The organism is Alphaproteobacteria bacterium, from assembly GCA_040216735.1.
In the GTDB taxonomy this organism is placed as follows: domain Bacteria; phylum Pseudomonadota; class Alphaproteobacteria; order SHVP01; family SHVP01; genus CALJDF01.
The window spans coordinates 1314158-1341011 of sequence record JAVJOO010000002.1; the positions used below are offsets into that span (position 1 = coordinate 1314158).

The 26854-nt window shown below is 63.0% G+C and carries 27 protein-coding genes and 1 tRNA gene; 16 read left to right on the plus strand and 12 right to left on the minus strand.

The window, feature by feature from the left end:
* Nucleotides 1-29: 29 nt before the first annotated feature.
* From RID42_07655 to RID42_07665, 3 genes are all read left to right on the plus strand, one after another.
* Nucleotides 30-103 (plus strand) — tRNA-Gln (locus tag RID42_07655).
* Nucleotides 104-148: 45 nt separating this feature from the next.
* Complete coding sequence (locus RID42_07660; protein MEQ8247544.1) at nt 149-559, plus strand: DUF350 domain-containing protein; 411 nt, start codon at nt 149-151, stop codon at nt 557-559.
* A gap of 12 nt (nt 560-571) precedes the next feature.
* The gene (locus RID42_07665; protein ID MEQ8247545.1) at nt 572-1456 is read left to right on the plus strand and encodes a serine protease; all 885 of its coding nucleotides are present in this window, start codon (nt 572-574) and stop codon (nt 1454-1456) included.
* Between the two features lie 14 nt (nt 1457-1470).
* Here the strand turns inward: RID42_07665 and RID42_07670 are convergent, their stop codons facing one another.
* A complete protein-coding gene (locus RID42_07670) occupies nt 1471-2406 on the minus strand; it encodes a glutathione S-transferase family protein (GenBank protein MEQ8247546.1) in 936 nt (311 codons plus the stop codon).
* Between the two features lie 304 nt (nt 2407-2710).
* Here RID42_07670 and RID42_07675 point away from each other — a divergent pair, with 304 nt between their 5' ends.
* On the plus strand, nt 2711-3217 hold the full coding sequence (locus RID42_07675) for an N-acetyltransferase (GenBank protein MEQ8247547.1): 507 nt from the start codon (nt 2711-2713) through the stop codon (nt 3215-3217).
* 46 nt (nt 3218-3263) lie between these two features.
* Here RID42_07675 and RID42_07680 read toward each other — a convergent pair whose 3' ends face one another.
* Genes RID42_07680 through RID42_07695 form a run of 4 tightly spaced genes read right to left on the minus strand, consistent with a single transcriptional unit; the run spans nt 3264 to nt 9971 of the window.
* Entirely contained in the window at nt 3264-5345 is a 2082-nt protein-coding gene (locus RID42_07680; GenBank protein ID MEQ8247548.1) for a hypothetical protein, read from the minus strand.
* The gene (locus RID42_07685; GenBank protein MEQ8247549.1) at nt 5342-8107 is read right to left on the minus strand and encodes a DUF4159 domain-containing protein; all 2766 of its coding nucleotides are present in this window, start codon (nt 8105-8107) and stop codon (nt 5342-5344) included. Before RID42_07685 ends, RID42_07680 begins: the two co-directional genes overlap by 4 nt.
* A gap of 12 nt (nt 8108-8119) precedes the next feature.
* Nucleotides 8120-9028 (minus strand): DUF58 domain-containing protein, encoded by a 909-nt coding sequence (locus tag RID42_07690; GenBank protein MEQ8247550.1) that lies wholly within the window; start codon nt 9026-9028, stop codon nt 8120-8122.
* 7 nt (nt 9029-9035) lie between these two features.
* Nucleotides 9036-9971 (minus strand): MoxR family ATPase, encoded by a 936-nt coding sequence (locus RID42_07695; protein ID MEQ8247551.1) that lies wholly within the window; start codon nt 9969-9971, stop codon nt 9036-9038.
* A gap of 116 nt (nt 9972-10087) precedes the next feature.
* Here RID42_07695 and RID42_07700 point away from each other — a divergent pair, with 116 nt between their 5' ends.
* The 4 genes from RID42_07700 to RID42_07715 are packed head-to-tail and all read left to right on the plus strand — an operon-like array spanning nt 10088 to nt 12852.
* Complete coding sequence (locus RID42_07700) at nt 10088-10657, plus strand: DUF1285 domain-containing protein (protein MEQ8247552.1); 570 nt, start codon at nt 10088-10090, stop codon at nt 10655-10657.
* Nucleotides 10650-11309 (plus strand): CoA pyrophosphatase, encoded by a 660-nt coding sequence (locus RID42_07705; protein ID MEQ8247553.1) that lies wholly within the window; start codon nt 10650-10652, stop codon nt 11307-11309. Before RID42_07700 ends, RID42_07705 begins: the two co-directional genes overlap by 8 nt.
* Nucleotides 11310-11582: a DUF6111 family protein gene (locus RID42_07710; GenBank protein ID MEQ8247554.1), complete on the plus strand. Its 273-nt coding sequence runs from the start codon at nt 11310-11312 to the stop codon at nt 11580-11582.
* Between the two features lie 55 nt (nt 11583-11637).
* Nucleotides 11638-12852: a CCA tRNA nucleotidyltransferase gene (locus tag RID42_07715; protein ID MEQ8247555.1), complete on the plus strand. Its 1215-nt coding sequence runs from the start codon at nt 11638-11640 to the stop codon at nt 12850-12852.
* A 7-nt stretch (nt 12853-12859) separates the two neighbouring features.
* Here RID42_07715 and RID42_07720 read toward each other — a convergent pair whose 3' ends face one another.
* From RID42_07720 to RID42_07735, 4 genes are read right to left on the minus strand one after another with little or no spacing between them, the layout of a single operon-like run.
* Nucleotides 12860-13405: a hypothetical protein gene (locus RID42_07720; protein ID MEQ8247556.1), complete on the minus strand. Its 546-nt coding sequence runs from the start codon at nt 13403-13405 to the stop codon at nt 12860-12862.
* 58 nt (nt 13406-13463) lie between these two features.
* On the minus strand, nt 13464-14009 hold the full coding sequence (locus RID42_07725; protein ID MEQ8247557.1) for a hypothetical protein: 546 nt from the start codon (nt 14007-14009) through the stop codon (nt 13464-13466).
* 13 nt (nt 14010-14022) lie between these two features.
* Complete coding sequence (hemF, locus tag RID42_07730) at nt 14023-14874, minus strand: oxygen-dependent coproporphyrinogen oxidase (protein ID MEQ8247558.1); 852 nt, start codon at nt 14872-14874, stop codon at nt 14023-14025.
* On the minus strand, nt 14871-15353 hold the full coding sequence (locus RID42_07735) for a tRNA (cytidine(34)-2'-O)-methyltransferase (protein MEQ8247559.1): 483 nt from the start codon (nt 15351-15353) through the stop codon (nt 14871-14873). The genes hemF and RID42_07735 overlap by 4 nt, the downstream gene beginning before the upstream one ends.
* Nucleotides 15354-15503: 150 nt before the next feature.
* Between RID42_07735 and petA the strand changes: the two genes are divergently transcribed.
* The 8 genes from petA (at nt 15504) to RID42_07775 (ending at nt 23770) form a co-directional block, all read left to right on the plus strand.
* On the plus strand, nt 15504-16046 hold the full coding sequence (petA, locus tag RID42_07740) for a ubiquinol-cytochrome c reductase iron-sulfur subunit (protein MEQ8247560.1): 543 nt from the start codon (nt 15504-15506) through the stop codon (nt 16044-16046).
* A 10-nt stretch (nt 16047-16056) separates the two neighbouring features.
* Nucleotides 16057-17307 carry a cytochrome b N-terminal domain-containing protein gene (locus RID42_07745; protein ID MEQ8247561.1) on the plus strand — a complete coding sequence of 417 codons (1251 nt, stop codon included), beginning with the start codon at nt 16057-16059 and terminating at the stop codon, nt 17305-17307.
* The gene (locus RID42_07750; GenBank protein MEQ8247562.1) at nt 17304-18080 is read left to right on the plus strand and encodes a cytochrome c1; all 777 of its coding nucleotides are present in this window, start codon (nt 17304-17306) and stop codon (nt 18078-18080) included. Before RID42_07745 ends, RID42_07750 begins: the two co-directional genes overlap by 4 nt.
* A gap of 119 nt (nt 18081-18199) precedes the next feature.
* Nucleotides 18200-19093 carry an S-methyl-5'-thioadenosine phosphorylase gene (locus RID42_07755; GenBank protein MEQ8247563.1) on the plus strand — a complete coding sequence of 298 codons (894 nt, stop codon included), beginning with the start codon at nt 18200-18202 and terminating at the stop codon, nt 19091-19093.
* 1 nt (nt 19094) lies between these two features.
* On the plus strand, nt 19095-19622 hold the full coding sequence (locus tag RID42_07760) for an adenine phosphoribosyltransferase (protein ID MEQ8247564.1): 528 nt from the start codon (nt 19095-19097) through the stop codon (nt 19620-19622).
* A gap of 23 nt (nt 19623-19645) precedes the next feature.
* A complete protein-coding gene (gene mtnA / locus RID42_07765) occupies nt 19646-20746 on the plus strand; it encodes an S-methyl-5-thioribose-1-phosphate isomerase (protein MEQ8247565.1) in 1101 nt (366 codons plus the stop codon).
* Nucleotides 20747-20823: 77 nt separating this feature from the next.
* The gene (locus tag RID42_07770; protein MEQ8247566.1) at nt 20824-22881 is read left to right on the plus strand and encodes a bifunctional aldolase/short-chain dehydrogenase; all 2058 of its coding nucleotides are present in this window, start codon (nt 20824-20826) and stop codon (nt 22879-22881) included.
* A gap of 37 nt (nt 22882-22918) precedes the next feature.
* The gene (locus RID42_07775) at nt 22919-23770 is read left to right on the plus strand and encodes a VOC family protein (protein MEQ8247567.1); all 852 of its coding nucleotides are present in this window, start codon (nt 22919-22921) and stop codon (nt 23768-23770) included.
* Here RID42_07775 and RID42_07780 read toward each other — a convergent pair.
* From RID42_07780 to dctP, 3 genes are all read right to left on the minus strand, one after another.
* Nucleotides 23767-25089 (minus strand): TRAP transporter large permease subunit, encoded by a 1323-nt coding sequence (locus tag RID42_07780; GenBank protein MEQ8247568.1) that lies wholly within the window; start codon nt 25087-25089, stop codon nt 23767-23769. The genes RID42_07775 and RID42_07780 overlap by 4 nt on opposite strands.
* Nucleotides 25090-25093: 4 nt before the next feature.
* Nucleotides 25094-25630 (minus strand): TRAP transporter small permease subunit, encoded by a 537-nt coding sequence (locus RID42_07785; protein ID MEQ8247569.1) that lies wholly within the window; start codon nt 25628-25630, stop codon nt 25094-25096.
* Between the two features lie 61 nt (nt 25631-25691).
* Entirely contained in the window at nt 25692-26756 is a 1065-nt protein-coding gene (dctP, locus tag RID42_07790) for a TRAP transporter substrate-binding protein DctP (protein ID MEQ8247570.1), read from the minus strand.
* Between the last annotated feature and the right edge of the window lie 98 nt (nt 26757-26854).

The following is a 26854-nucleotide window of genomic DNA, read 5'->3' on the forward strand; positions in this document are numbered from 1 at the left end:
AATCGCCATATCTTGCGCCGCCGATATGGTGGGGCGTGGCCAAGTGGTAAGGCATCGGGTTTTGGTCCCGTGATCGCAGGTTCGAATCCTGCCGCCCCAGCCACCGGTGGGGTTGAGCCGATCCCCCGACACTAGTGGAGGAGACGCGGTGGACCCCGTTTTTCAAAGTTTCCTGGCAGGCTTTCCCGTTTTTATCGCTCACTTCGCGCTAACGGTTGCCCTTCTGGTGGCCGGGATCGCGGCGTACATGGCGATCACACCGCACCGCGAACTAAGCCTTCTCCGGGCCGGCAATACCGCCGCGGCAATCTCGCTGGGCGCCGTCGTGATCGGCCTCGGGCTGACGCTGGGTGTCAGCATGGCCAACAGCGTCACGTTGTTCGATATCTTGGTTTGGGGCGTTGTCGCGCTCGTGCTGCAGCTCGGGACGTTCTTCGTTATCGACCGGCTCTTGCGCGGCCTTCCGCAGCGGATCGAAGAGGGCCAGGTCGCCTCGGCGATCTTTCTCGCCGCATCGAAGCTGGCCGTTGCCATCGTGACTGCGGCTGCGTTGACCTAGGGCGCCAGACCGGTGCGTCGTCTCGACGTCCTCTTGGTTCTGGTGTTGCTGGTGGGGGTCGCGGTCTCCGCGATTAACGACGGTCTCTCGCCGCAGCAGCGTCGCCCCGAACCGACGGTCGCACCGTCGCCCGCGCCGAGTGCCTCTGTGCCGCCGCCGGCGGAGCGTCGCGGTACCCTGCCGCCGCCTTCGTCGCGCGACGCGGGCTTCGAGGTCGAATCAACGCGGAAGTCGACCGACGTGTCGGGGACGGCATTCGCGATCGGCAGCGGGATTTGGATGACCGCGGAACACGTGACGCGATCCTGCGGCGCGCTTTTTGTCGAATCCGGTGCCCAGTTGCTCCCCGTTCATCGCCTCGTTGAACACCCCTCCGCTGACGTCGCGGTCTTTCAGACCGATCATGCCGGGCCGCCGCTGGCGCTGACCGACCGGCTCGATATTGGGCAAGCCGGGTTTCACCATGGCTTTCCCTCTGGGCGACCGGGCGATGTGACGAGCACGCTAGTCGGTCGGGCGCAGATTCGCGTGCGTGGCGCGATCAACCGGATCGAACCGGCGGTGGCCTGGGCGGAGAGGCAACGTTTTCCGTCCCGACTCGAAGAGCTCGGTGGGATCAGCGGCGGACCGGCCCTCGACGCCGAGGGCCGCGTGGTTGGCGTGACCGTTGGGGGGTCGGAGCGTCGAGGCACCGTGCTCACCGCCGCGCCGGCGACAATGCGTGAAGTGATCGCCCAGGCGGCGGTCGTTCTTGAGCCGGGCGCTACTGGCCCGCGCGCCCGGCCGGACCCGAACAGCGTGACCGCCTATGGCGACGCGTTGCGGCGCGACCTGACGGTTGCCAAAGTCATTTGTCTGTTGCGCCCACCGTCACGCCGACCGTTGTCGCGCCGTTAAGTACGCATTGCGGGTTAGTCGAAATCCAGCAACGGCCCCTTGGGCACTATCCCGAGCGGATTGATGGAGCGGTGGCTGTGGTAGTAGTGCCATTTGATGTGGTGAAAGTTCACGGTCTCGGCGATACCCGGCAACCGGTAGAGCCCGCGCAGGTAGGCCTGCAGGTGGGTATAGTCGGCAATGCGCTGCCGGTTGCACTTGAAATGATTGACGTAGACCGCATCGAACCGGATCAGGGTCGGGAAGAGCCGAATGTCGGCTTCGGTTAGGATGTCGCCGATCAAATAGCGTTGACGACCAAGGCGCTTCTCCAGATCGTCGAGGGTCGCGAATAGGGCGTCGAATGCCGCGTCGTACGCTTCCTGGGACCCGGCGAAACCACATTTGTACACACCGTTGTTGACGGTGTTGTAGATGCGTTCGTTGATCTCATCGATTTCACGCCGGTGGGCCGCCGGGTAGAGGTCGATCGGGTGCGTCGCGATTCCGGCGAGGGCACCGTTCAGCATTCGAATAATGTCGGCCGATTCGTTGTTCACGATCCTGCCGGTCTTGAGGTCCCACAGGACTGGAACGGTGACACGGCCGCTATAAGTTGGGTCCGATGCTGTGTAGACATCGCGCAGAAAAGCGCGCCCGGCAACGGGATCGGGGATGGCGCCATCGCGGTCGGAGAAATGCCAGCCGTCGTCGGTCATGTGCCAGTCGACGACCGCGACATCGATCGCTTCGGTCAATCCTTGGAGCGCCCGGGCGATGAGCGTCCGATGGGCCCATGGGCAGGCGTAGGACACATAGAGGAGGTAACGTCCGGGTTCGGCGGGGAAGTCGGTGGTCCTATCGGCGCTCACCCAGTTGCGAAACCCACTATCGCCGCGGACGAACTCGCCCTTTTTACTGCGTGGGATTTGCCCGTCGGCACTCCATTTCCCGTCGATCAGTAGTCCCATTTGGCGGCTTCCCTTCTCTGGTATCCCGGTGTCGTGGCAGGGAGTCTACGAAACGACACACCTTATCAGGACCTCGACGCAGCATGACGATTTGCGATTGCGCGGTTTGCAGTTGCCTTGCGTTGGAAACGCGAGGGTGTTAGTGGGAGTGCCATGACGACCAGACGGGACCGACGACGATAAACCCTGCGCGTACCGCGCGAGCCGTCCCCGTGCGCGCCTTAGGGCGCGTCGTCTTCCCCATTTCTGCTGCTTTGGCCGCGCCGCGTTGCGCCCGATCAGCCCTCGTTGCCGGAGAGTAACCATGTTCGAGATCGTCCCCGAGCGGCCCCAGGATTCCGGTCCGCGGGAAGCCTTGTTAGACCTTGCCTTTGGACCCGACCGGAATGGACGAACGGCCTACAGGTTGCGCGACGGTGTGATGCCGGTGCGGGCGCTTTCCTATGTCGCCCTTGTCGATGGTCAGTTCCAAGGAAGCCTCAGATTCTGGCCGATTCTTGTGCAGGGCGCCCGGGCACCTTTGCTGCTAGGCCCGTTGGCCGTCGAGCCGGCCGGTCGCGGTCAAGCCATCGGCATTGCCCTTGTGCGCAATGGATTGCGGCGCGCGCGGGTTCTAGGCCATGACCTTGTGATTCTTGTCGGCGATTACGCTTACTACAAACGGTTCGGATTCGTGCATGCCACGCACCTCAACCTTGTCATGCCCGGGCCGGTAGAAAAGGACCGGCTCCTCATACGCAAGTTACCGCGCGGGCGGATCATTGGTGTCACTGGACCAATCCTCCCGGCTCTGCCTGCGGCACAAAGCTGATTGTCGGTCGTTCGGGCGGTTGTGAAGGTGGGCGCGATCTCGCCGCTTAACGGCCTTCGCGGTACCAGGCGAACATCAGGCCACCGATCAAGAGTAAAAGCACGGCGAGTGCCGGCAACAACGACACTTGGCGCACGCCGGTGACAAAATAACTCTCGTTTCGTAGGACGCCGATCCAGTCGCGTCCACCCGATGCGGCGCCAGGCCGGACCCGGCGAATGTCGGGGGTGCCGTCGTCGGTTAGCCAGGCGATGCGTCCGCCGCTCTCGTCGACGACCGGTTGCAGTCGCGCGGCGGTCGCGCGAACGTCGGCGAACTCTCGCGGGTTGATGGCGCCGACCGCGGCTACCGTTGTGTTGAGGTCGTCGGCGAATCGATAGAGGCCGGTTTCCGTCGCGGTGAACGACGCGGTGAACCGCCCTCCCGTGGCCTCGGACAAAACGATGTCCTGGGTGGCTCCGGATGGACCGGTAATGCGCACCGGCGGGATTTCAGGCGACAGGCTGCGCCGTTCGATCGTGATGGTATTGCCGTTGGCTGCCGCGCGAAGTTCCTCTTCCTCCAGGTCCGGTTCTTTCATCAACCAGTGGGCAAGCCGCCGCAGGAGTTCCGCCTGGGGTCCGCCGCCCTCGAAGCCGCGCGCCCACAGCCAAGCATGATCGGACAGCAGTTGGGCGATACGTCCGTCGCCGACGCGATCGACCACGAGGAGGGGGTGTTCGTTCGGTCCCGACATCAACGCCGCGCCCGCGGTCTGGGCGGACTCGACCATGCGGAACCAGCGACCCCAATCGGGGTCGCTCCCCGGCGTGCCGGCGCCGCGTAGGTCCGATGTTACCGGGTGCCGGCGCCCAATATCGGTCAGCGCCGGGCGGAAACCCTGTTCGTAGACGCGGCCCGTGGGCTCGGCTGGGAGGATCCGGCCCAAGGGTGTTCGGAACAAACTGAGCGGCGTCGCGAAGGCCGGTCCGGCCGCCTCCAATAGAGCGCCGCCGTTCTTGACGTATTCCGCGATGTTCTCGACGTAGGTCGGCAGCAGCACGCCGCGCCGCCGGTACCGGTCAAAGATGATGAGGTCGAACTCGTCGAGCTTTACTTCGAACAGCTCGCGGGTGGGAAAAGCGATCAGGGAGAGCTCGCGCACCGATGTCCCGTCCTGCTTTTCCGGTGGCCGCAGGATCGTGAAATGCACAAGGTCGACCGACGGGTCGGCCTTGAGCAGGTTACGCCAAGTCCGCTCGCCGGCATGGGGTTCGCCCGAGACGAGAAGAACCCGGAGGCGGTCGCGCACACCCGAAACGCTGACGGCCGCGCGGTTGTTTTGCAGGGTTAGTTCCTCGGTTGCAGCGTCGACATCGATCTCGACAATCGTCAAGCCGCCGTGGTCGAGTTTCAGCGGAAGCCGACTCGTCTCGCCGATGGGGACGCGGTGGAACTGCGGTTCGCCGCCGTCCAAGCGAACCGTGACTCGCGCCGTCGAGGCGCTTGCTGCCGGTTGCCCGGTGTCCTCGATCCGCACGGCGACCTCAAGGTCGGTTCCAACAATCCCATAGCTCGGCGCTTCTTCGACCACGAGCCGCCGGTCGCCGTCGGTGCGGGTGCCGCTGAGCAAGACATGCACGGGTGCGCGCAACCCGGTCTGGGCGAGGTTGTCGGGGACATCGTGGACTTGACCGTCGGTAATCAGAATGGCGCCGGCGACTTGATCCGGTGGGATGTCGGAAAGCGCGTTGCCTAACACCTCGAACAACCGCGTGCCGGTGTCGCTGTCGGCGTCGGTCGCCCCGGAGGCGACGACGCGAACCTCGATATCGTCGTACCGGGCCAGGGCGCTCTGAACCTCCGCAAGCGCCCGCGCCGTTTGGGCGGCGCGCTCGCCGATCCCTTGGCTTTGGCTTTCGTCGACGACGACGATAGCGACATCCGGCAGCGGGTCGCGCTCTTCGCTGACCAGAGACGGGTTGGCGAGCGCCGCCAACACCACGGTGAGGGCGATCAGCCGCCATGCGATGCCCGACGCGCGGCGCCAGAGCCCGAACGCGACCAGGGCGACGGCGGCAGCCGCTAGTGCCGCGAGGCTCCACCAGGGGAAGAACGGGGCGAAGGCGATGTCGGCAATATTCATCATTGGCCCAGACGTTCGAGAATGGCCGGAATGTGGACTTGGTCTGCTTTGTAATTGCCGGTGAAGGCGTACATGACCAGGTTAACGCCGAATCGATAGGCCATTTCGCGTTGCTGGTTGCCGCCCGGCACCGGGGCGGCAAGATAGCGGCCGCCTTCGTCAATGGCCCATGCCGCAGCCCAATCGTTGCTGCCGACAATCACCGAGGAAACCCCATCGTTGGCACCGCCGATTTGGCTTTCGACCCAGACCGTACCGCCGGCATAGCGTCCGGGGAATTCTTGCATCAAATAGAACGCTTTGGTGAGGACGTGGTCCTCTGGCACCGGCGCGAGCGGCGGCATGTCCAAGCCGCGCAATACTTCGCGCAGGCGGCGCACGCCCGGGCCGTCGGCGGAGGGGCCGCGGCTGAACGTTGTGGTGTTCAATTCGACGTTCTGTTGATCGCGGGTATCGAACACGATGGTGCCGCCGGTTTTCATGAACGAATCGATCTTTGCCAGGGCTTCGTCGCTCAGGTCGCGTTGCGCCGGGGCGATGGGCCAATACAGCAGCGGAAAGAACACCAATTCGTCGGTCTCGATATCGACGCCGATCGGACTGCCGGGTTCGATCGCCGTGCGCCTCTGGAGAACATCCGAGAGACCGCGCAGACCCGAGGCACTCAGTGCGTCAATCTGCGCGTCGCCGGTAATCACGTAGGCGAGGTGGGTCTCAAGCGTTGCGGCGAGGGCAGTCGACTCTGCGACCTGGGCCTCCGCGCCGCGGGGAAGGCCGGTCGACAGAGCCGCGACGACAAGAACCGCCCCGGCGGTCATGCGCCGCAGCCGTAACTGGCCGCGCAGAATGAAACTCGCCACCATATCGGCAAGGATCAACAATGTTGCCGCCAACAGCAACCAAGACAAAAGGGTCAATTCGGTAGTCGTCGCGTAGGTCGCCCGGGCTGGTCTGCCCGGCAGGGAATCGAGGGTCTCATAGGCTCCCAGCGCAACCGGTAGATTCAGCGCTCGGCGCGATTCCTGGGTTCCATAGAACCCTGGGGGATGTTGCGGGCTGATCCGCGCCGCCTCGAAAACTTCCGGTCCGGCGGGGAGGACGCCGGCGCGCGGCGACCCCAGCCGCCCGAACCCATCGACACTCGCGATCGGCGGTAACGCCGCGGCGCCCTGGGTGCCGGCGACGCCCTGGCTTAACCCCACCAGACGCTGCAGCATTTCGACGAATAGGCCCGACAGCGGCAGGTCGGACCAGGCGGTATTGGCGGTGACGTGGAACAGCACGAGCCAGCCGTTGCCCCGCCGTTCCGCGGTGACGAGCGGTGTGCCGTCTTCGAGACGGGCCCAGGTCTTCGGCGACAGATCGAGATCGGGTTCGGCCAGCACTTGGCGGAGAACGCGCAGGTCGGCCGGGGGTTTAAGGCCGGCAAACGGACTGTCGGGTGGAAAGGCGCCCAGCCGTGCGGGCGTCGCCCACGTTAGGGCGCCGCCCAGGAGCCGGGTGCCGCTGCGCAACCGCACCGGCAGGAGGTCGTCGGCACCCTCCGCAAGCTTAGGGCCGGCGAAGCGGACAAGGACGCCGCCGTTGTCCAGCCACTGCTCCAGCGCCGGCCGGTCGGCGGCCACGACTTGACCGATATCGGCCAAGGCAACAACCGCGAAACGACCATCCAGTAGGTCGCCCAGTGTGGCGCGCTGAACCTCGCTGAACGGTTCGAGGGCGCGGTCGAGATAGAACACATCGGACAGCAGGGGTTGTTGCGATTCGATGTCGCCGCCCGAAACCAGCCCGACCGGCCGCCGCCGCCAGCGCTCATCGACCAAGACCAAGCTGCCGGCCGAGCGTTGTCCCTCGACCTCGAGGCGGGCGATTTTGTTGCGCGTTTCCGCGGGCAGGTCGAGCTCCGCACCGGCGCGCGCTGTCCCTGGCTCGAAATCGACAGGAACGCGGTGGAGCAATTGGCCTTGATCGCCGGACGCGCGCACCCAGTAGCGGTTGGCCGTGGCGCTCGCCGTACCGGTGGCCCGCCGAACTTGAACGCGCAACAGGGCGCCCTGTCCCTCGGGCGGCTCCAGGATTACCGGCGTCTTTAGGGCTGCGTCGGCGATCACCGTGAGCGGCCCGACGATCGACATCCGTTCCGCCAAATCCCGCGTTACGGCGTCGGCAGAATCGGCAATGCCGTTGCTCAACCACACCACCTCGGCCGGAAGGTCGAAGGGCAGGTCGATCAGGGCGTCGAGAGCCGCGCGGTGATCCGTTTCCCACGGTTTCGGGACAAGCCCATCCATTACCCGGCTGGCTTCGTTCGCTGGCATTAGGCCGGTCAATCGCGGCTTGGTGCCGTCGACGTGGGGGGCCGTCGTCAGGACCGCAACGGGCCGGCCTTCCCGGTCGGCCTGGTCGAGAATGTCTTTCGCGGTGTCCAGACGGTCCTGCCAGTTTGTTGCGGCAGCCCAATCGTCGTCGACCACGACCAGCAAGGGGCCGTCCCCGCGCAATTTCGACCCGGGGTTCAAAATGGGTTCGGCCAGGGCCATCACGATGAGTGCGGCGATCAGCAAACGCAGCGCCATCAGCCACCATGGAGTCCGTGCCGAACTTTCCTCGGTTTGCTTTAGTCCGAACAGTAGTCGGATCGCCGGAAAGGGCACCCGTCGCGGCGACGGCGGCGTTACGCGCAGCAACCACCAAATAACCGGGAGGGAGAGGAGGCCCAACAGCATCCAGGGGGCTGCGATACCAAGACTACCGAGGGTCAGCACGGGTCTCTCCGGTTACCACAGATTGCCGCGGCTGAACGCGGCGTAGAGCGGCAGCAGCGCTTGCTGGGCGGGGCGGTCGGTCCGGTGGAAGTTGAGCGACCAACCCGTCCGTCGCGCAAGGTCGGAAAGACTTTCCCGCAGCGCCGCCAACCGGGCGCGGTACGCTTCGCGGAGGGATTCGGCTTTGCCCACGGTCAGCGCGCCTTCCTGCTCCAATCCTTCGAACAGGGTTCGGCCGCTAAACGGCAGTTCTTCTTCGGCCGGGTCGAGGATTTGCAGCAGGTGCCCCGAAACGCCCGCCGCTGCGAACCGTTTGACGAGCGCCTCTGTCTCCTCAAAGGGGGCCAGGAAGTCGCCGATCAGAACTAATTCGGCATGCCGCGGCATACGTTCGACCGGTGGAAGGTTGGCGCCCAGCGCGTTCTCGCGCGCCAACGTGACCGCCATTTCAGCGAGCGTCGCGCGACCGGCACGGGCTATCCGGTCGCTCCCCAGCAGGGCGACGTGTTCGCCGCCCAGCATCAGCAAGGATGCACAGGCGAGTAGGAGAACCGCGGCACGGTCTGCTTTGGTGTCGAGCGATGCTGCCGAGCGATATTGCATGGAGGCAGAGTTGTCGCGCCACAGCCATACGCTCTGGGCGGCTTCCCACTCGGTTTCGCGAACGTAGGTGCGGTGCGATTTCGCGGATCGCCGCCAATCGATGCGGGTTGCCGGATCGCCCGGCCGGTAGCGGCGAAACTGCCAAAAGGTTTCGCCTTGGCCGACTCGGCGGCGGCCATGAACACCTTGGGCGACCGTGGATGCCACACGTTCGGCCTCGATAAGCATGGGCGGCAGGGCCGATGCCAAGATCTCGGCACGCTCGCGCACGCGTTGGGCGGTGTCGATCCCGCCGGTCGGTGTGGTGGGCGCGGCCACGATCGCCTTAGCGGTAGGGGTCGCAGAGGCGGTCGATTAGCCCCGGCAGCGTCACCCCCTCGGCCCGCGCTGCGAAGTTGAGCGCCATCCGGTGCCGTAGGGTTGGGGCGGCAAGCTCGACGACATCATCGACGCTCGGCGACAGGCGGCCCTCCAGCAGCGCCTTGACCCTCACGGTCAGCATCAGCGCTTGGCTGGCGCGCGGCCCGGGGCCCCAGGCGACCGCACCGCGCACTTCGGCGATATCTGAGGTTTCAGGTCGACCGGCGCGCACCAAACCGAGGATCGCCTCGACGACGCTCTCGCCGACGGGGATCCGGCGAACTAGGCGCTGCGCCGCCAGCAGTTCGCCGGCAGTCATGACGGTTGTCGGCGCGCCCTCTGCGGCGCCGGTGGTTGCCAACAACATGCGCCGCTCCGCGTCGAGGTCGGGATAGGTGACGTCAACTTGCATGAGGAAGCGGTCGAGTTGGGCCTCCGGCAGCGGGTAGGTCCCCTCCTGCTCGATCGGGTTCTGCGTCGCCAGCACATGGAACGGCCGCGGGAGCGGGTGACGCGTCCCCGCGACGGATACTTGCTGCTCTTGCATGGCTTGGAGGAGGGCGGATTGGGTGCGCGGACTGGCGCGGTTGATTTCGTCCGCCATCAGCAGTTGGCAAAATACCGGACCGGGAATGAAGCGGAAGGCGCGCTGGCCCGATTCGGATTCCTCAAGCACCTCAGAGCCGATGATATCGGCGGGCATCAGGTCGGGTGTGAACTGAACGCGCTTATCTTCGAGACCCATCACAGTTCCCAGAGTCTCGACCAAACGGGTTTTAGCCAAGCCGGGGACGCCGATCAGCAGAGCGTGCCCGCCGGCCAGCAGGGTGATCAGGGTATGGTCGACAACTTCTTGCTGTCCGAAGATGAACTCGCCGATCTTCGCCCTCACCTGAGCCATCTTTTCGACGAGCCGCTCGGCTTCGTGCACGATATCGCCGCTGCCGTCGGTGGCGGTAGGAGTGTGCTCAGTTATACTCACGCCAATTCTCCTAGTGGTGGACTGGACAACAATCGATGCCGAACGAACGGCCAGATGCACGCGACCTTGAAGCTGCCTTGCGAAGTGCAGGGCCGGCGCGTGGCGACCGCTCGAGCGACCTAGTCTGCGGCGACATCGACATACGCATAGCGCGCGACGGTACTTGGTTCTACCACGGCTCCCCGATCGGTCGGAAACGGTTGGTCAAGCTGTTCTCCACAGTGCTGCGCCGCGAAGCCGATGGCCAATTCTACCTTGTAACGCCGGTTGAAAAGGGGCGAATTCAAGTTGACGATGCACCTTTTGTTGCGGTCGAGTTAATCAGTTCGGGGCAGGGCCGGGAACGGTGTTTGCGGATGAGAACTAACCTGGACGAAGAGATAACAGTAGACGACGAACATCCCATCCAAGTGGTTCACGATCCAGTGACCGGCGAACCGTCGCCCTATGTAAGGATTCGGGACAGTCTGGACGCCCTGATCGCGCGCCCTGTCTATTACGAACTTGCGGAGATCGCGGAGGAGGCCCCAGGGAAGCCGGGCGACTATGGCGTGTGGAGCGAGGGGGCGTTCTTCGTGATCGGTCGGGAGTCCGCCGATGCCTGAATCGGTTGTCAGGCTGGTTGCGGATCTGCGAACGACCGGGCCGCAGCAGTCGATCTCTCTGCTGCGCGAGCGATTGGCTCACCCGCCGGCCTACCGCAGCGACTACGATCTTAATCCCGGCATGCGGTCGGAGGCGCCGCCGCGCGAGGCGTTGACCCCGGCCGCGGTACTTGTGCCAATCGTTGGGCACGCAGGGACTCCGACAGTTTTGCTCACAAAACGGACCGACCATTTGCGCGACCATGCCGGTCAAGTCAGTTTCCCAGGCGGGCGCGTCGAAATGGCCGACGAGGGGCCGGCCGATACGGCGCTGCGCGAAACCGACGAAGAAGTGGGGATCGACCGCAGCCATGTTGAAATCGTTGGGCACCTTGCTAACTATGAAACGCGAACGGGGTTCTCTGTAACGCCTGTGGTCGGCTACGTTCGCCCCGGTTTCGAACTCAAGCTGGATCGGTTTGAGGTGGCGGCGGTATTCGAGGTGCCTTTGGAGTACGTATTGGATCCGCGCAATCACGAACATCAGAGCCGTGAATGGAACGGCGTCGAACGGCATTTCTACGTTATTCACTACGACGACTATTACATCTGGGGAGCGACCGCCGGGATGCTCGTCAACCTCTATCACCGTATGATTCATCGGATTGGTTGAATGCTACGCAAGTTACTCCAGTACCTGCCGTTCTTTTTGCCGTTTATCGGCTACGCCATTTATGTGGTCGTTGCGCGCGCCAGCGGACGCGATGCGTCGTGGCGGAGAGCGCCGTGGCTATGGCTGACGGCCTTGGGTTTGTTGCTAACGATCTTTGCCTTTGTCGCTTTTTGGGCTTTGGACCAAGGTGGCGATACGGGGGGCACCTACGTCCCGCCCCGTCTCGAGAACGGCCGGGTCGTCCCCGGGCAGATCGTACCGAGCGACCGATGACCCGCCGTTCCGGCAGGCCGTGAAACCTGTACTCGCCATAGCTCCGCCGGATTGGATGACCGCGGCTGAGACGCGCGCTGTGGTCGCCGCGTTGACCGCAGAGGGTGCCACCGTGCGGTTCGTTGGCGGATGTGTGCGCGACGCGGTACTGGATTTGACGGTCAGGGATGTCGATATAGCGACGCCCGATGCGCCGGACCGAGTGTCGGCGCTGCTCAAGGCCGCTGGCATCAAGGCGATCCCGACAGGGGTCGACCACGGCACGGTGACGGCGGTGACCCAAGGCCGCCATTTCGAGATCACAACGCTGCGCCGCGACGTCGAAACCGACGGCAGGCACGCTGTTGTCGCGTACACCGACGACTGGGAGACCGACGCCGCCCGGCGCGACTTCACCATCAACGCTCTCTATGCGGATCCCGACGGCACCGTCTATGACCCGGTCGGCGGCTTACCGGATATCCGAGCGGGGCGGCTACGTTTCGTCGGCGAGCCTGCGAAGCGAATCGAAGAAGACGCGCTTCGGATTCTCCGATTTTTCCGCTTCTTCGCCTACTACGGTCGGAGCCAGCCCGATGTTGCGTCGCTCGACGCCTGCGCTACGTTGGCCGAGCGGGTTGTCTCGTTGTCGGCCGAGCGGGTATCGGCGGAACTCCTGCGTCTCTATGGGGCACCGGACCCCCTTAGCGCGTTGTCGATGATGGCCGCGGCTGGGGTTCTCCAACAAGTCTTGCCCGAGGCTACCCGGCTTGAGCCGCTCCATGTCCTCCTTCAGATTGAAGTGTCTGCCGACATTGAAGCCGACGCGCTGTTACGACTGGCTGCGACGATTTCCGAGGACGCGTCGACGGCGGTTGCCGGTGCGATCGCGGACCGGTTGCGCCTGTCGAATGCGCAGCGCGGACGTCTCGGCAGTCTTGTCGCGCCGCCGTTTGCCGTGGTTCCCGATATGAGCGACCACGATATGCATGTCGGCCTCTACCGCGTCGGCCGCGCTGCGTTCGCCGATCTGGTTTGGTTGACGTGGTCCCGCCAGGGTGTGTCGGCGAACCTGATGCCGCAGGTCAAGATGGCGGCGGCGTGGGATATCCCGAAATTTCCGTTGCGTGGAGAGGATGTCGCGGAACTCGGTGTTGCCGAAGGACCGGATATCGGAAACCTGCTCCACAGGGTCGAGGCATGGTGGATTGCCGCCGACTTCGCCGCGGATCGCGACGCCTGTCTCCGTCAACTTCGCGACGTTGCGCGCCAATCTGGCGCAACGCTTTAGGCGTTTGCTAGTTCGCTACTTTAACCAGCCGCCCTTTTGCCGTCCGCTGCGCTTCACCGTCCCGGAAGGCGGTGAACTCCAAGTCCATGCCCGTCGGCTTCAGCGAGCGGTCGTAGACCTGCATGTCGTAGCCGCCGTCGTCGCGGATCACCAATGTATGAACAGTTAGCGTTTGTTGGTTCAGGCGGGCCCAGGCGAACCGTTCGTCGACCAACGGATCGCTCGAGCCGATGGCACGCCAAACGTTGGCGCGGGCGGTGGGTTCGAACTTGATCTCCGTCGAGCGGCGTTCGGCGGTCGGCGCGTTCGGGTCGCCGCGCTGGCGCAGAACGGTCGTCCAGGTCACGGAAAAGCCCGCGCTATCGGGACGAATTTCGACGTCCATATCGCGGGCCGTCAGTTGGAAGTTGACGCTGACGTTGCTCTCGGAAATAGCGCTGCCCGACCATTTGCCGAAGAACGCGCCGATATTGACCGACGATTGCGCCCACGCTCCGGTGGCAAAGAGGGTCGCGACCGTCGCCGCCAAGAAAACACCGATCAATCGCGTCATTGTGGCCTCCTCATTGTGGGGTCGAGTTTAGCGTCGGGCGAGCGTTCCGGCCACCTGGTCAACACCAGGGCGCCGCGTCGCTGCTTTTCCGCGGAGCAGGTTCCAGGCGTCCCTGCACGACGCGGGCGAGCCGACCGTCGTCGAACCGCGCGAAATGGAGTTCCATACCCCCGTTTGAAAGACGCCGTTCGTAGATTTGAAGCTCTTCCTTGCCGTTTTCGTTGGTCGCTCGATTGAATACCCGCAGCGTTTCGTTCTCCAGTTCGGCCCGCGCTCGGGCATTGCTGGCCGACCCATCCGCCGAAAAAACCGCGTGCCAGGTGTGTGGTGCATCGCCAGGGGCAAAGAGCATCATCGCGAAACTCTGTCGGTCCGGGCCGTCCGCCATTACCCGCAACGTCGACCAGCACAGTTGGAAACCGGTTGGGTGATCCCGCACGATCACTTCGAGGCCGCGGAGTTCCCGTTCGGTGTCATCGCCGACCTCGGTTTCGGCGATGCCCTCGCCAACCCAACGGCCAAAGAAGGGTTGAAGGTCCGCTTCCGCGGCCTGTGCCGCGGAGGCGGCGAGCAGCCCGATCAATATGGCTGTCGCAAGCCTCATCGAATTGCCCTGTTCATGGCCACCGTGCCTCGGGCGGCAACGACATCAGGATCGCGTCGATGTTGCCACCGGTTTTGAGTCCGAATTGAGTGCCGCGGTCGTAGACAAGATTGAACTCGACATAGCGACCGCGCCGGACCAATTGATGCTCCCGCTGATTGGCGGTCCACGGGTCGTTGAAATGCCGACGCACGATGGTCGGATAGACCGACTCGAAGGTTTCGCCGACCGCCTGGGTAAAGGCGAAGTCGTCGTCCCAGTTTCCGGAATCGAGATAGTCGTAAAAGATACCCCCGACGCCGCGGGGTTCGTCCCGGTGCTTGATGTAGAAGTACTCGTCGCACCATTTTTTGAACTTGTCGTAGTAACCTGGATCGGACCGGTCGCACGCCGCCTTGTAGGCCGCGTGAAACGCCTCGGTGTCGCTGTCGTCCGGGATCATCGGCGTCAAGTCGGCGCCGCCGCCGAACCACGATTTCGTGGTCGTAATGAACCGGGTATTCATATGGACTGCGGGAACCAACGGCGAGCACATGTGCGCGACAAGCGAGATGCCGCCAGCCCAAAAGGCACCGCTTTCCTCGGCACCTGGAATGTTCTTGCGGAACTCATCGGAGAACGTCCCGTGCACCGTCGAAATGTTGACCCCAACCTTCTCGAAGACGCGCCCCTTCATGATCGACATGGTCCCGCCGCCCCCGCCGGGCCGCTCCCAGGTCTTCCGCGCGAAACGCCCCGCTGGCCGATCGCGGTGCATCCCCGTGTGATCGTCCTCGAGCGTTTCGAAGGTCGCGCAGATGCGATCGCGTAGCGTTTCGAACCAGGCCGCCGCCGAGTGGCGTTTCGAGTCGAGGTCGTCAGTCATTCGTCTTTATCCTTTACGAGCGAGTCGATGGCCGGGAAGATTTCAGTTTGACGCATTGCTTCGCCGATCACCATTGCTGCAGCCACCGCAACGTTGAGCGAGCGCAGACCCGGGCTCATCGGGATACAGATGCGGTGGTCCGCTGCGGCATGCACCTCTTCCGGTGCGCCGCGGCTTTCGCTCCCGACGACGATCCAATCGGTCGGCTCGAACGAGAACTGTGCGTATGAATGCTGCGCCTTGGTGGTGAGGAGCACCAGCCGTTGCGCTTGCCGAGCGCTCAGAAAGGCTTGCCATGATGTGTGCCGGGTGATCGCCGCCGCCGATGCATAGTCCATGGCGGCCCGCTTGAGATTGCGATCGCCGAACGGAAAGCCGCAGGGTTCGATGACATCGATCGGGAGCGCCAGACACGCCCCGAAGCGGATTAAGGTGCCCAGGTTCTGGGGGATATCGGGCTGATATAAGACAAGGCGCACAGGGTTCCTTTTGCACCAAGCCCCTAGGGGCCGGGAGCCCGAATCTGTTGCACTGCGGCAACATGTCGCTGTTGCCGCTGATTGTGGACTTTATTTGGAATTGATGGAATAAAGGCGCGCACAAATCCTTGGTTTTAACGAGGTTGGTAGATGGCGACGACGGCCCCACACCCGGGCGAAGAGGGAACCCGCCGCGACTTTATTTTCGTTGCCGCGGTATCGGCAACCGCAGTCGGCGCGGGGTTGGCCGTTTGGCCCTTCGTGAATTCGATGAATCCGTCCAAGGACGTCTTGGCTGAGGCGGTCGCCGAGGTTGATTTGGCGCCCATTGAAGAAGGACAACGGATCACGGTGTTCTGGCGGAAGAAGCCGGTCTTTATCGATCACCGAGCGCCCGCGAACATCGAAGCGGCGCAAAACGTTGCCTTGACCGACCTCAAAGATCCCCAAACCGATGCCGAAAGGGCGCAGCGCCCTGAATGGTTGGTTATGGTTGGGATTTGTACCCACCTGGGTTGCATTCCGGCTGGGCAACGGGTTGGGGATCGGCTGGGCGATTTCGGCGGTTGGTTCTGTCCGTGCCATGGATCGCACTACGATACCTCCGGACGAATCCGCAAAGGACCGGCACCCAAGAACCTTGAGGTTCCGCCTTACTCGTTCATTAACGACACGACAATCCAACTCGGATAGGGGACGGTAGATGGCCGGAGGACCTGCACGCCAGTACAACAACCGCCTGATTCGGTGGGTTGAGTATCGGATGCCCATTTTCAGCGCGGTCGAAGCGACGATCGGCCGCGACATGCCCACACCGAAGAACCTCAACTATTGGTGGTCGCTCGGGTCGGTGCTGTTTTTGGCGCTCATTATTCAAATCGCGACCGGGATTTTCCTGGCAATGCACTACATCCCGAACGGGGCCATGGCGTTCGACTCGGTCGAGCACATCATGCGCAACGTGAACAACGGGTGGCTGCTGCGCTACACCCACGCGAACGGCGCTTCGCTGTTCTTTGCCGCCGTTTATCTGCACATGCTGAGGGGCATGTACTACGGCTCTTACAAGGCACCCCGTGAGCTACTGTGGATCATCGGTGTTGTCATACTCGTTGTCATGATGGCGACGGCGTTCATGGGATACGTGTTGCCCTGGGGCCAGATGAGCTTCTGGGCCGCCACCGTGATCACCAATCTCTTCTCGGCGATCCCATGGATCGGCGAGGGGATCACCACATGGTTGTGGGGCGGGTTCGCTGTCGATAGCCCGACGCTGCAACGCTTCTACAGCCTGCACTACCTGTTACCGTTCCTGATCCTTGGGCTCTCGCTCATGCACGTTTGGGCGTTGCACGTGCACGGCCCGTCGAACCCGGTAGGGATCTCAGCGCGTAGTAAGCAAGACACGGTGCCGTATCACCCGTACTACACGTCCAAGTACATGTCGGTAATTGGCATAGCGCTGATCATCCTGGCGTTCCTGGTGTTCTATCAGCCGAACTTCTTGTCCCATGCGGACAACTTCAAGCCGGCCGACCCGCTCCAGACACCGCCCAATATCGTTCCGGAATGGTACTTCCTGCCGTTCTACGCGATTTTGCGCTCCGTCCCGGACAAACTCGGCGGCGTCGTGCTGTTCGGTGGATCGATCGCGATTCTCTTCCTGCTGCCGTGGCTCGACACGTCCCGGGTGCGGTCGGCCCGCTTCCGTCCAACCTATCGCTACTTCTTTTGGATTTTTGTGGCCGACGTGATTGTTTTGGGTTGGGTCGGCGCACAACCTGCTGAAGGCTCAGCGCTCCTGATTAGTCGCCTCGCCACCGCGTATTATTTCGCGCATTTCCTCATCATCTTGCCCTTCGTCGGATGGTTCGAACGGCCAAGGCCCTTGCCAGAAAGTATCAGTAAACCGGTGCTTAAGGGCGGTGCGGCCGCCGCGGAGGCTGCAGAATGACCAGCTTGCGAAACTACCTTGCCGCCGCAGGCGTCGCTGTCGCGTTGGCCGTCGGTTCGACTCAGGCCCTCGCTGCGGGAGATGGACCAGTGCCGCCGGCACACGACTGGTCCTTCAACGGCGTTTTCGGCAAGTTCGATCGGGCCGCACTGCAGCGTGGATACAAAGTCTACAAGGACGTTTGCGCCGCCTGCCATTCGCTGAAGTACGTCGCGTTCCGCAATCTCGTCGAAATCGGGTTCACCGAGGCCGAAGCCAAGGCATTGGCGGAAGAGTATGAAGTGGCTGGCGAACCCGACAGCGACGGCGAGCCGACGACCCGGAAGGCAAGGCTCTCCGATACCTTCCCGTCCCCCTATGCAAACCCGCAGGCAGCCCGTGCAGCGAATGGCGGTGCTTACCCGCCGGACCTGTCGCTGATCACAAAGAACCGCGACTACGGCCCGGACTATATCCGTGCGCTCCTGGTCGGATACGAAGAGCCGCCAGCCGACATCACGATGGCCTCGGGCATGAACTACAATGCCTATTTTTCCGGCCATCAGATCGCGATGGCGGCGCCGCTCAGCGATGACATCGTCGAGTTTGTCGATGGCACCGAGGCTTCTGTTGCGCAGTTGGCTGAAGATGTGACCACCTTCCTGCACTGGGCCGCAAACCCGGAGCTGGAGGAGCGTCATGGCCTCGGGTTCCAAGTCCTGGTCTTCTTGATCTTGTTGACCGGCCTGTTCCTCATCGTCAAACAGCGGGTTTGGCGGAAGCTGGACCACTAGTCGGGTGCCTAATTGAATCGAAAAGAGGCCGCGCGTTGCGGCCTCTTTTTTTTGACGTCTAGGCAGTACAAGATCAAACGAGACTGAGTGACTATTCGTTACCTATTGCGAGCGGGTGCATGAACGAACAGCACACAAAGCCGGTTATCGGGATCCTCGGGGGATCGGGCCTATACGAGATCGAGGGGCTGACCGATACCCAGTGGATTACGATTAAATCGCCCTGGGGCGAGCCGTCGGACGCCGTGTTTACCGGGTCGCTCGACGGAACGCGGGTCGTGTTTCTGCCTAGGCATGGACGCGGACACGTTCACGCACCGTCTGATATCAATTACCGCGCCAATATCGATATTCTCAAACGTGCCGGCGTGACCGATATCGTTTCGCTCTCCGCGGTCGGCTCGTTCCGTGAGAACTTCGAACCCGGCACCTTTGTGATTGTAGATCAATTCATCGACCGCACCTTTGCCCGCGAAAAGAGTTTCTTCGGGGCGGGGATGGTCGCGCATGTATCGGTGGCCAATCCGGTGTGCACTCGCTTGGGCGACGCGTTGCAGGCCGCGGCGTTTGCCATGAAGCTCAACGTCGTGCGGAACGGGACCTACCTGTGCATGGAGGGGCCGCAGTTCTCGACCCGGGCCGAATCGGAACTCTACCGCAACTGGGGGTGCGACGTGATCGGGATGACCAACATGCCCGAAGCCAAACTCGCCCGTGAAGCGGAGATCTGTTATGCGACGGTGGCGATGGTGACCGACTTCGATTGCTGGCACCCGCACCACGACGATGTCGAGGTTGCCGACATCGTCAAAGTTCTTATGCAGAACGCCGACAATGCGCGCGCCCTGGTCAAGAATGTCGTGCCGAACGTCGCGTCGTCGCGCCCCGCGGTGTGTCCGCACGGCTGCGACCGGGCCTTGGACTCGGCCATGATCACCGCGCCCGAGGCGCGCGACGGTGCGCGGCTGGCCAAGCTCGATGCCGTCGCCGGTCGTGTGCTGGGGGTGTCCTAGCATGCCGATCAAATCGCGCATCCGCACCATTCCGGACTACCCGAAACCGGGCATCATGTTCCGGGACATCACGACCCTGCTCCAGGATCCTGTCGGCTTCCGCTTGACCATCGAGGGTTTGGTGACTCCATTTGCCAAGCTGCGGATCGATAAAGTGGCGGCGATCGAGGCGCGCGGATTCATCCTTGGCGGCGCGGTCGCGGAGAAACTGGAAGCCGGATTTGTCCCGATCCGTAAGAAAGGGAAACTGCCCAATCGCACGCTCGGCCGCGACTACCAACTGGAGTACGGGACAGACCGTGTCGAGGTGCACGACGATGCGATCCTCGAGGGTGAGAAAGTCCTTCTGATTGACGATCTGATTGCGACCGGCGGGACCGCCATGGCCAGCATCGCACTGATCGAAGAAATCGGCGGCGCGATCGTCTCGTGCGCATTTATCGTCGACCTGCCGGATCTTGGCGGCGCGCAGCGGATTCGCGAGGCCGGCCATAGCGTCCATGCGCTGTGCGCCTTCGAGGGCGACTAGTTGCCTCACGGCAGCGATAGGCAATGAACGTCGAGGGTACCCACTATCGCTCCATCTGGCTCGGCGCCGACGGGTGGAGCGTTGAGATCGTCGACCAAACCCAGTTACCGCATGCTTTTAATACGCGTTCGCTGCGGTCGAGCGACGACGCGGCAACCGCGATCACGACCATGCAGGTGCGAGGGGCGCCGTTGATCGGGGCGACGGCTGCCTATGGGTTGGCCCTAGCGATGCGGGAGGACGCCTCCGATGGGCATTTGGCCAACGCCTATACACACCTGCTTGAGACGCGGCCCACGGCGGTGAACCTGCGGTGGGCGCTGGACGATATGCGCGCGTTGCTTGGCAACATTCCAGCTGAACGCCGCGCCGAAGCAGCCTATCAGCGGGCCGCCGAAATATGCGACGACGACGTCAACATCAACCGGGCCATCGGCGAACACGGGGCCGAGCACATCGTCCGACTGTGGCACGAGAAAAAAGACGGCTCATCGGCCGAGCCGGTCAATGTCCTGACCCATTGCAATGCGGGCTGGCTTGCGACCGTTGACTGGGGAACGGCACTTGCGGCGATTTATGTCGCGCACGACGAGGGTGTGCCGATCCATGTTTGGGTCGACGAAACCCGGCCCCGCAACCAGGGCGCGGCACTCACGGCGTGGGAATTGCAAAAGCACGGCGTTCCCTACACTTTGATTGCCGACAACACCGGTGGGCATTTGATGCAGGCCGGTCAAGTCGACCTGTGTATCACGGGAACCGACCGCACCACGCGCAACGGCGACGTCGCGAACAAGATCGGTACCTACTTGAAGGCGCTCGCAGCCTTCGATAACGGGGTGCCGTTCTATGTCGCCTTGCCGTCGCCGACGATCGACTGGAACCTATCGTCGGGTCGCGACATTCCGATCGAACAGCGCGACGCCTCCGAGGTCACTGAAATGACCGGGCGCACTGCGGACGGGTCGATCCAGACCGTGCGGATCGCACCGGAGGGTGCCCGGGCGGCAAACTACGGCTTCGATATCACGCCCGCGCGGCTGGTCACGGGGTTGGTCACCGACCGGGGCACCTGCGCGGCCAGCGAAGAAGGGTTACTGACCCTCTACCCTGAGCAGGCCTAAGTCCTCGAACCGTTGCCCGACGGGGCCAAAGCGGCTAACTCTCGACCACCGAACCGCAAGCAGGATTCTCGACCGCCATGGACTCACGCTGGAAGCCCGCCGAAGCCCGCGATTATGTCACCCGCTATGCCGACAAAGGAGTCGGCGAGGACGTTGCGCTGCGTGTCTACACGACCCGGCTTTTGGGCAGCGATCCGCGCCTCGTTCTCCACGGCGGGGGCAATACCTCGGTCAAGACGACCGCGACGGACAAACTGGGTGATTCCGTCGACGTCCTCTGTGTGAAGGGGTCGGGGTGGGATATGGGCAATATCGAGCCGGCCGGTCTGCCCGCCGTCCGCATGGATGTGTTGGGCCGGTTGCGCGCGCTGGACGCCTTGAGCGACGAGGACATGGTGGCGATCCAGCGCACCGCACTGATCGACCCCGGTGCACCGAACCCGTCGGTCGAAACGCTCCTGCATGCGTTTATGCCCCACAAGTTCATCGACCATACTCACTCGACTGCAGTACTCGCGCTGACCGACCAGCCTGACGGTGAGGCAATTTGCGCCGAAGTCTTTGGCGATCGCGCGGCGTTGGTTCCCTACGTTATGCCGGGCTTCGGGCTCGCCAAAATCGCCGCGGAGGTGCAGGCGGCGCACCCCGATGTCGAAGGGCTGATTCTGCTCAAGCACGGTATCTTCAGTTTTGGTGCGACCGCTGAGGAAGCTTACGGTCGGATGATCGAACTCGTGACCCTGGCCGAGAAGCGAATTGCCAAAGCGTCTGGCCGGGCGTTTGCCGCAGCGGCGATTCCCAAGAAAAGCCTTTCGGTAGAGGCGGTTGCGCCGGTTGTGCGTGGCTTAGTGGCGACCTGCGTTGACGACAACGACGGTATTTGGCGTCGCCAGGTTCTCGCGTTTCGCACCTCCGACGCCATTCTCAACTTCGTCGGCGGTGCCGAGGTTGCACGCTACGCAAGCCAAGGTGTCGTTACGCCCGACCACACCATCCGTACGAAGAACTGGCCGGTGATCTTACCTCCGGCGGAAGACCTCGCCGGTTTTCGCGAGGGCGCCAGCGCAGCTGTTGCGCGGTTTGCGGAGGACTACCGCGCCTATTTTTCCCGGCACAACGGGAAGCGCGGGCCGAACAAGACCATGCTCGATCCGATGCCACGGGTTGCATTGGTGCCGGGGTTAGGGATTTTCGGCATGGGTGCGTCCGCCAAGGATGCGGCCATCGCTGCCGATATTACCGAGAATATGGTCGACGTGGTTACCGACGCCGAAGCGATCGGCAGGTTTCTCCCCGTTACGGAGGCCGATTTGTTTGACGTCGAATATTGGTCTTTGGAGCAAGCCAAACTTGGCAAGGGGGTCGAAAAACCATTGGCCCGGCAGGTAGCGGTTGTCACCGGCGCTGCGGGGGGGATCGGTGCCGCGACGGCGAAGGCCTTGGCCATGCAAGGTGCTGAGGTCGCGCTGCTGGACCGCGACGATGCTGGGGCTCGGCGCGTTGCTGGCGAGATCGGCGGGGCGGCAACCGGGTTAGCTTGCGACGTCACCGACGCCACCCAAGTCGCGGCGGCTCTGGACCAAGTCTGCCGGGTGTTCGGTGGCATCGATATCGTGGTCTCTAACGCCGGCGCGGCTTGGCAGGGTCGGATCGGCGAGGTGGCCGACGCTGACCTCCGCGCCTCGTTCGAGTTGAATTTCTTCGCCCATCAGTCGCTGGCCAAGGAAGCCGTGCGGATCATGCTGGCGCAAGGCACGGGCGGTTGCTTGCTGTTCAATACTTCCAAGCAGGCGGTCAATCCGGGACCGGATTTCGGGCCCTACGGCTTACCCAAGGCCGCAACCCTGTTCCTGATGCGGCAATACGCGCTCGACTACGGCGCCCAGGGGATTCGAACCGGCGCGGTCAACGCCGACCGCGTCAACACCGGGATTTTCGCCGATGGCCTGTTGGAACAACGTGCCAAGGCACGCGGACTTACCGCCGAGCAGTACCTACGATCGGGCAACCTCCTGAACCGGGAGGTCAAGGCAACCGATGTCGCCCAAGCCTTCGTCGACCTCGCCCTTGCCCGCAAATCGACCGGTGCCGTAATGACCGTCGACGGCGGCAATATCGCCGCGGCGCTCCGCTAGGCGCATCACGCCGGTTGTGAGGGAGGGTAAGTCAAGCATGGCAAACGGGATCGACGGTATCGACCACGCGGTCGTGGCGGTTGCGGACCTGAGCGGCGCAAAGGCGCACTACGAACGCCTCGGATTCACGGTCACGCCGCGACGTCGCATGGTAGGCTGGGGCACGGCCAACTACAGCGTCATGTTCGACGACAAGGACTTTATCGAACTGCTCGGCGTCGTCGATTCGTCGGCCTTTCTCACGCCGGGGCTCGCCGACTTTCTGGTTGGCGGCGAAGGGGCGATGGGCGTTACCTTGCGCGCCAACGACGTGACCGCCGCCCATGCCGCGCTCATCGCGTCGGGTGCCGATCCGACCCCGCTCAACGAAGTCACGATCAACTGCGAAGCGCCCGACGGCGATGTGCCGCAGTCCTTCCGTTGGCTCAAGATCGGCGAAGCGGCGACGCCGGACATGTACCTGATGCTGGTGCAGCCCCTAACGCCGCAGAACATGCGCCGCCCGGAATGGGTCCGACACGCCAACGGTGCGCGCGCCATTCGGGCGATGACGATCGTCGTCGCAGATCCCGATGCATTGCGTTTGTCCTATGAGGGTCTGTTCGGCGAGCAAGGCCGCTCGATTGCCGGCGGTTTTGAAATTTTCACCGGACACGGCGACTTTCGCTTTGTCACGAAGACTGCGTTTGCGGCGTGCTACGGCGCAGCCGCCCAATCGATCGACCGCCCGGTCCCCGCCATTGCGGCGCTGACACTAAAAACCGCCGACTTGGCGGCCGCCCAGCGATGCTTTGACAAAGCGGGCGCGACGTACGCCCAACGGAACGACGGGATTTGGCTAGCACCGGGGGATGCATGCGGCGTGATCTTGGAATTTGTCGCCGACTAAAATCCCAGTAAGACGGTCGGCAGATAGGTCGCTGTCGCCGGGAATAGAGCGACCACACCCAGGACCAAGAGTTCGGCGACGACGAAAGGCAGGACGCCGCGGTACATGTGACCGTAGGTGATTTCCTTGGGCGCGATGGAGCGGAGATAGAAAATCGCGGGGGCCATTGGGGGTGTCATGTAGCTGGTCTGGATGACCACGATCATGAGCACGGCGAACCACACCTGGTCGACGCCGGCGGCCTTGAGCGGCGCTAGGAAGATCGGAAGTGCGATCAAGACGATCGTGATCCAATCCAGTACGAAGCCGAACAGGAACACGATGAACAGGAAGACGGCGACGAGCCCTGCCGGCGGTAGGTTCAACGTATCCACCGCGCCTGCTACGAGATCCCGTCCGCCATTGACCAAAAACACCCCGGAAAACATGCCGCCGCCGACGACGATCAGCATTACCATCGCGCTGATCGACACCGATTTTCGGACCACTTGGTAGAGGACCGACCAGGAGAATTCCCGGTAGGCGAGGGACAGGGCGAGGGCACCGCCAGCACCTACTGCTGCGGCTTCGGTGGGCGATGCAATGCCGAAGATGATCGAGCCTAGCACCGCGCCGATCAGAACCGTGGCCGGGAGCAATCCAGTTGCGGTGACCCGCAGCTTTTCACTCAAAGGGACCGATACCATTTCACGGGGGAGCTTCGGCGCCTGCTCCGGCCTCAGCACACCTAGGATCAGGATGTAGCCCACGAAGAACAGAACCATCAGCAACCCGGGAATGATGATCCCGACAAATAGATCGCCGATGGAGAGTTCAGCGATCGAGGCATAGATGATAACGGTGACCGACGGCGGGATGATGGTGCCCAACGATCCCCCGGCGCAGATGGTTCCGGAAATAAGACCTTTGTCGTAGCCGTGCTTCAGCATCGGTGGGATCGCCATCATGCCAATGACGGTTTCCACCGCACCGATAATCCCGGTCGCGGCGGCGAAGATGCCGCACATGGTGATTGTGGCAACGGCGAGGCCACCGGGCATTCGACCCAGCCACATCTGCATGGTCTCGAAAAGCCGACGGGCGATCGACGTGCGCTCCAGCATCGACCCCATGAAAATGAATAGTGGGATCGCGGCCAGGACGGAGCTGCCGGCGACGCCCATCGTTCGACCGTAGAGGACCTGTCCGATCGTGTCGCCGAAGGCAACGAACCCAAACACGAAGGCGACGCTAATCAGCGCAAAGGCAACGGGAATGCCGAGGAATATGAGCGCGAACAGCGCGGGGAACATCAGGGCCGAGAGGAGCGACGGATCCATGGCCCTAGTGGGGTAAGTTGACGTTGGGCGCGCGGACCGCGCTAGAACCAAGGAACCCCAAAACATGGCGAACCGCTTCCGCCAACGCCTGCAACCACAGCGCGGCGAGGCCGATCGCAACGGCGGTGTTGAACGGCCAGATCACGGGCGCCCACGGGCTGATCGCTTCTAACTCCCCGGTCGCCAAGGCGCTCCAGGCAGCGATCGCGGCGGACCGAGTCACGAAGCCGAGCGCCGGGAGAAAGAGAACGATGTAGAACACGGCGTTGGCCAGGTGCTGTGTCCCGATGCTCAACCGCGACGACAGAAAATCGATTCGGACGTGATTGTTCTTCGCGAGGGTCAAGGCTGCGGCCAATACAAACAACGCGCCGTTGAGCATGTAGGAGACGTCGTAGGCCCAGATTGTTGGCGCGTTAAACGCGTAGCGCGCGGCGACTTCATAGAGCATCGCGGCGATCAAACCGAGGATCATGCCCATCGCGACAAATGCCGCGGCAAAAGAAATCAGGTCCGCGGCTCTAAGGAGGCGTGAGGCCACAATCTTCCGCAAAAGAAAGGGGGCGGGCTATCCGCCCGCCCCCGGGTTTCAGGGAGCCGCGCTACTCAAGATCCCAGGCGCGGGTGAAACCGTTACTGGCCCACGCCGCCTGGTAGGTAAGGACGGAATCGAGGATCTGCTGCATCCACGCATTCCCCTTGCCGCTTTGTTCCTTCGCCTGGGCCTGGAGCCACTTCAGGGTCTCGGCCTTGATTTCGGCCTGAAGCGCCGGATCGAGGGTGACGAACTCGTTACCGTTCTTCCGGTATTCCGGCATCGCGGCCTGGTCGGCCTGACCTGTCGCCATGTACGACTGGAAGGTCGTCAACTGCGCCGCCAGTTCGATGAGTTGCTTGTCGGCATCCGACAGGGCGTTCCATTTGTCCAGGTTGATCACCAGTTCAACCGGTGAGGACGGCTGGTGAACGCCCGGCACGATCAGGTACTTCGCGACCTTGTGGAACCCCATCCCGAGGTTGCCGCCGGGTCCGGCCCAATCGACCGCGTCGATCACTTTACGCTCGAGCGCGCTGAATATTTCGCCGGAGGGTAGTACGACGGTCGAACTGCCGAACGATTCCTTCATCACCGTGGCCCAAGCCCCGGTGGTGCGCATCTTCAGGCCGACGAGGTCTTCCTTAGTGCGAATCGGTTTGGTCGAGACCGCGAAAAATTCGGTCGTGCCAATGCCGAGCAGCAAGGCATGGACGCCAAGGACCTCTTGCCGATATTTCTGATGGAGTTCCTTGCCGCCGCCGTTGTAGTACCAGTGCATATAGGTTTCGGGTGACGGGCCGCCAGGGAAGTCCGACAGCACGGCGTTGGCGGGGTCGGCGTTGACCAGGAACGCGGCGGACGTCCAACCTGCCTCGACGGTTCCCTTCGCCACCTCCTGGTGCACTTGGAATGCCGGAACGATCTCGCCGACGCCGAACGGGGTAATGTCGATCCGTCCGCCGGAAAGCAAGCGCACTTGATCGGTGAATTTCTGCACCATTTCGGTCCAAAAGAACGTATTGACCGGTACGATGCTCTGTAAGCGCCATTTGACTTCCTGCGCCTGTGCGCTTGCCGCGCCGATGGTCAGCGCCAAGACAAGCGCCATCGATCCCAATAGTCTGCCCACGTGATCCTCCCTCAGTGTTCTTGGCAATCGAGAACGATTGCCATTGGAGTACCCAGGGTAGTGTGGAATTAGGGTGCCGCCAAACGCCAAACGTGCAG

Excerpts from the sequence above, each read along its gene's own strand:
- RID42_07770 (MEQ8247566.1), top strand. The coding sequence starts at position 20,824 with ATGGACTCACGCTGGAAGCCCGCCGAAGCCCGCGATTATGTCACCCGC.
- RID42_07760 (MEQ8247564.1), top strand. The coding sequence starts at position 19,095 with ATGCCGATCAAATCGCGCATCCGCACCATTCCGGACTACCCGAAACCG.
- RID42_07670 (MEQ8247546.1), bottom strand. The coding sequence starts at position 2,406 with ATGGGACTACTGATCGACGGGAAATGGAGTGCCGACGGGCAAATCCCA.
- RID42_07710 (MEQ8247554.1), top strand. The coding sequence starts at position 11,310 with ATGCTACGCAAGTTACTCCAGTACCTGCCGTTCTTTTTGCCGTTTATC.
- RID42_07775 (MEQ8247567.1), top strand. The coding sequence starts at position 22,919 with ATGGCAAACGGGATCGACGGTATCGACCACGCGGTCGTGGCGGTTGCG.
- RID42_07695 (MEQ8247551.1), bottom strand. The coding sequence starts at position 9,971 with ATGGCTCAGGTGAGGGCGAAGATCGGCGAGTTCATCTTCGGACAGCAA.
- RID42_07715 (MEQ8247555.1), top strand. The coding sequence starts at position 11,638 with ATGACCGCGGCTGAGACGCGCGCTGTGGTCGCCGCGTTGACCGCAGAG.
- RID42_07780 (MEQ8247568.1), bottom strand. The coding sequence starts at position 25,089 with ATGGATCCGTCGCTCCTCTCGGCCCTGATGTTCCCCGCGCTGTTCGCG.
- RID42_07750 (MEQ8247562.1), top strand. The coding sequence starts at position 17,304 with ATGACCAGCTTGCGAAACTACCTTGCCGCCGCAGGCGTCGCTGTCGCG.
- petA (MEQ8247560.1), top strand. The coding sequence starts at position 15,504 with ATGGCGACGACGGCCCCACACCCGGGCGAAGAGGGAACCCGCCGCGAC.
- RID42_07720 (MEQ8247556.1), bottom strand. The coding sequence starts at position 13,405 with ATGACGCGATTGATCGGTGTTTTCTTGGCGGCGACGGTCGCGACCCTC.
- RID42_07725 (MEQ8247557.1), bottom strand. The coding sequence starts at position 14,009 with ATGAGGCTTGCGACAGCCATATTGATCGGGCTGCTCGCCGCCTCCGCG.
- RID42_07700 (MEQ8247552.1), top strand. The coding sequence starts at position 10,088 with ATGCCGAACGAACGGCCAGATGCACGCGACCTTGAAGCTGCCTTGCGA.
- RID42_07745 (MEQ8247561.1), top strand. The coding sequence starts at position 16,057 with ATGGCCGGAGGACCTGCACGCCAGTACAACAACCGCCTGATTCGGTGG.
- hemF (MEQ8247558.1), bottom strand. The coding sequence starts at position 14,874 with ATGACTGACGACCTCGACTCGAAACGCCACTCGGCGGCGGCCTGGTTC.
- RID42_07755 (MEQ8247563.1), top strand. The coding sequence starts at position 18,200 with ATGAACGAACAGCACACAAAGCCGGTTATCGGGATCCTCGGGGGATCG.
- RID42_07680 (MEQ8247548.1), bottom strand. The coding sequence starts at position 5,345 with ATGATGAATATTGCCGACATCGCCTTCGCCCCGTTCTTCCCCTGGTGG.
- mtnA (MEQ8247565.1), top strand. The coding sequence starts at position 19,646 with ATGAACGTCGAGGGTACCCACTATCGCTCCATCTGGCTCGGCGCCGAC.
- RID42_07705 (MEQ8247553.1), top strand. The coding sequence starts at position 10,650 with ATGCCTGAATCGGTTGTCAGGCTGGTTGCGGATCTGCGAACGACCGGG.
- RID42_07675 (MEQ8247547.1), top strand. The coding sequence starts at position 2,711 with ATGTTCGAGATCGTCCCCGAGCGGCCCCAGGATTCCGGTCCGCGGGAA.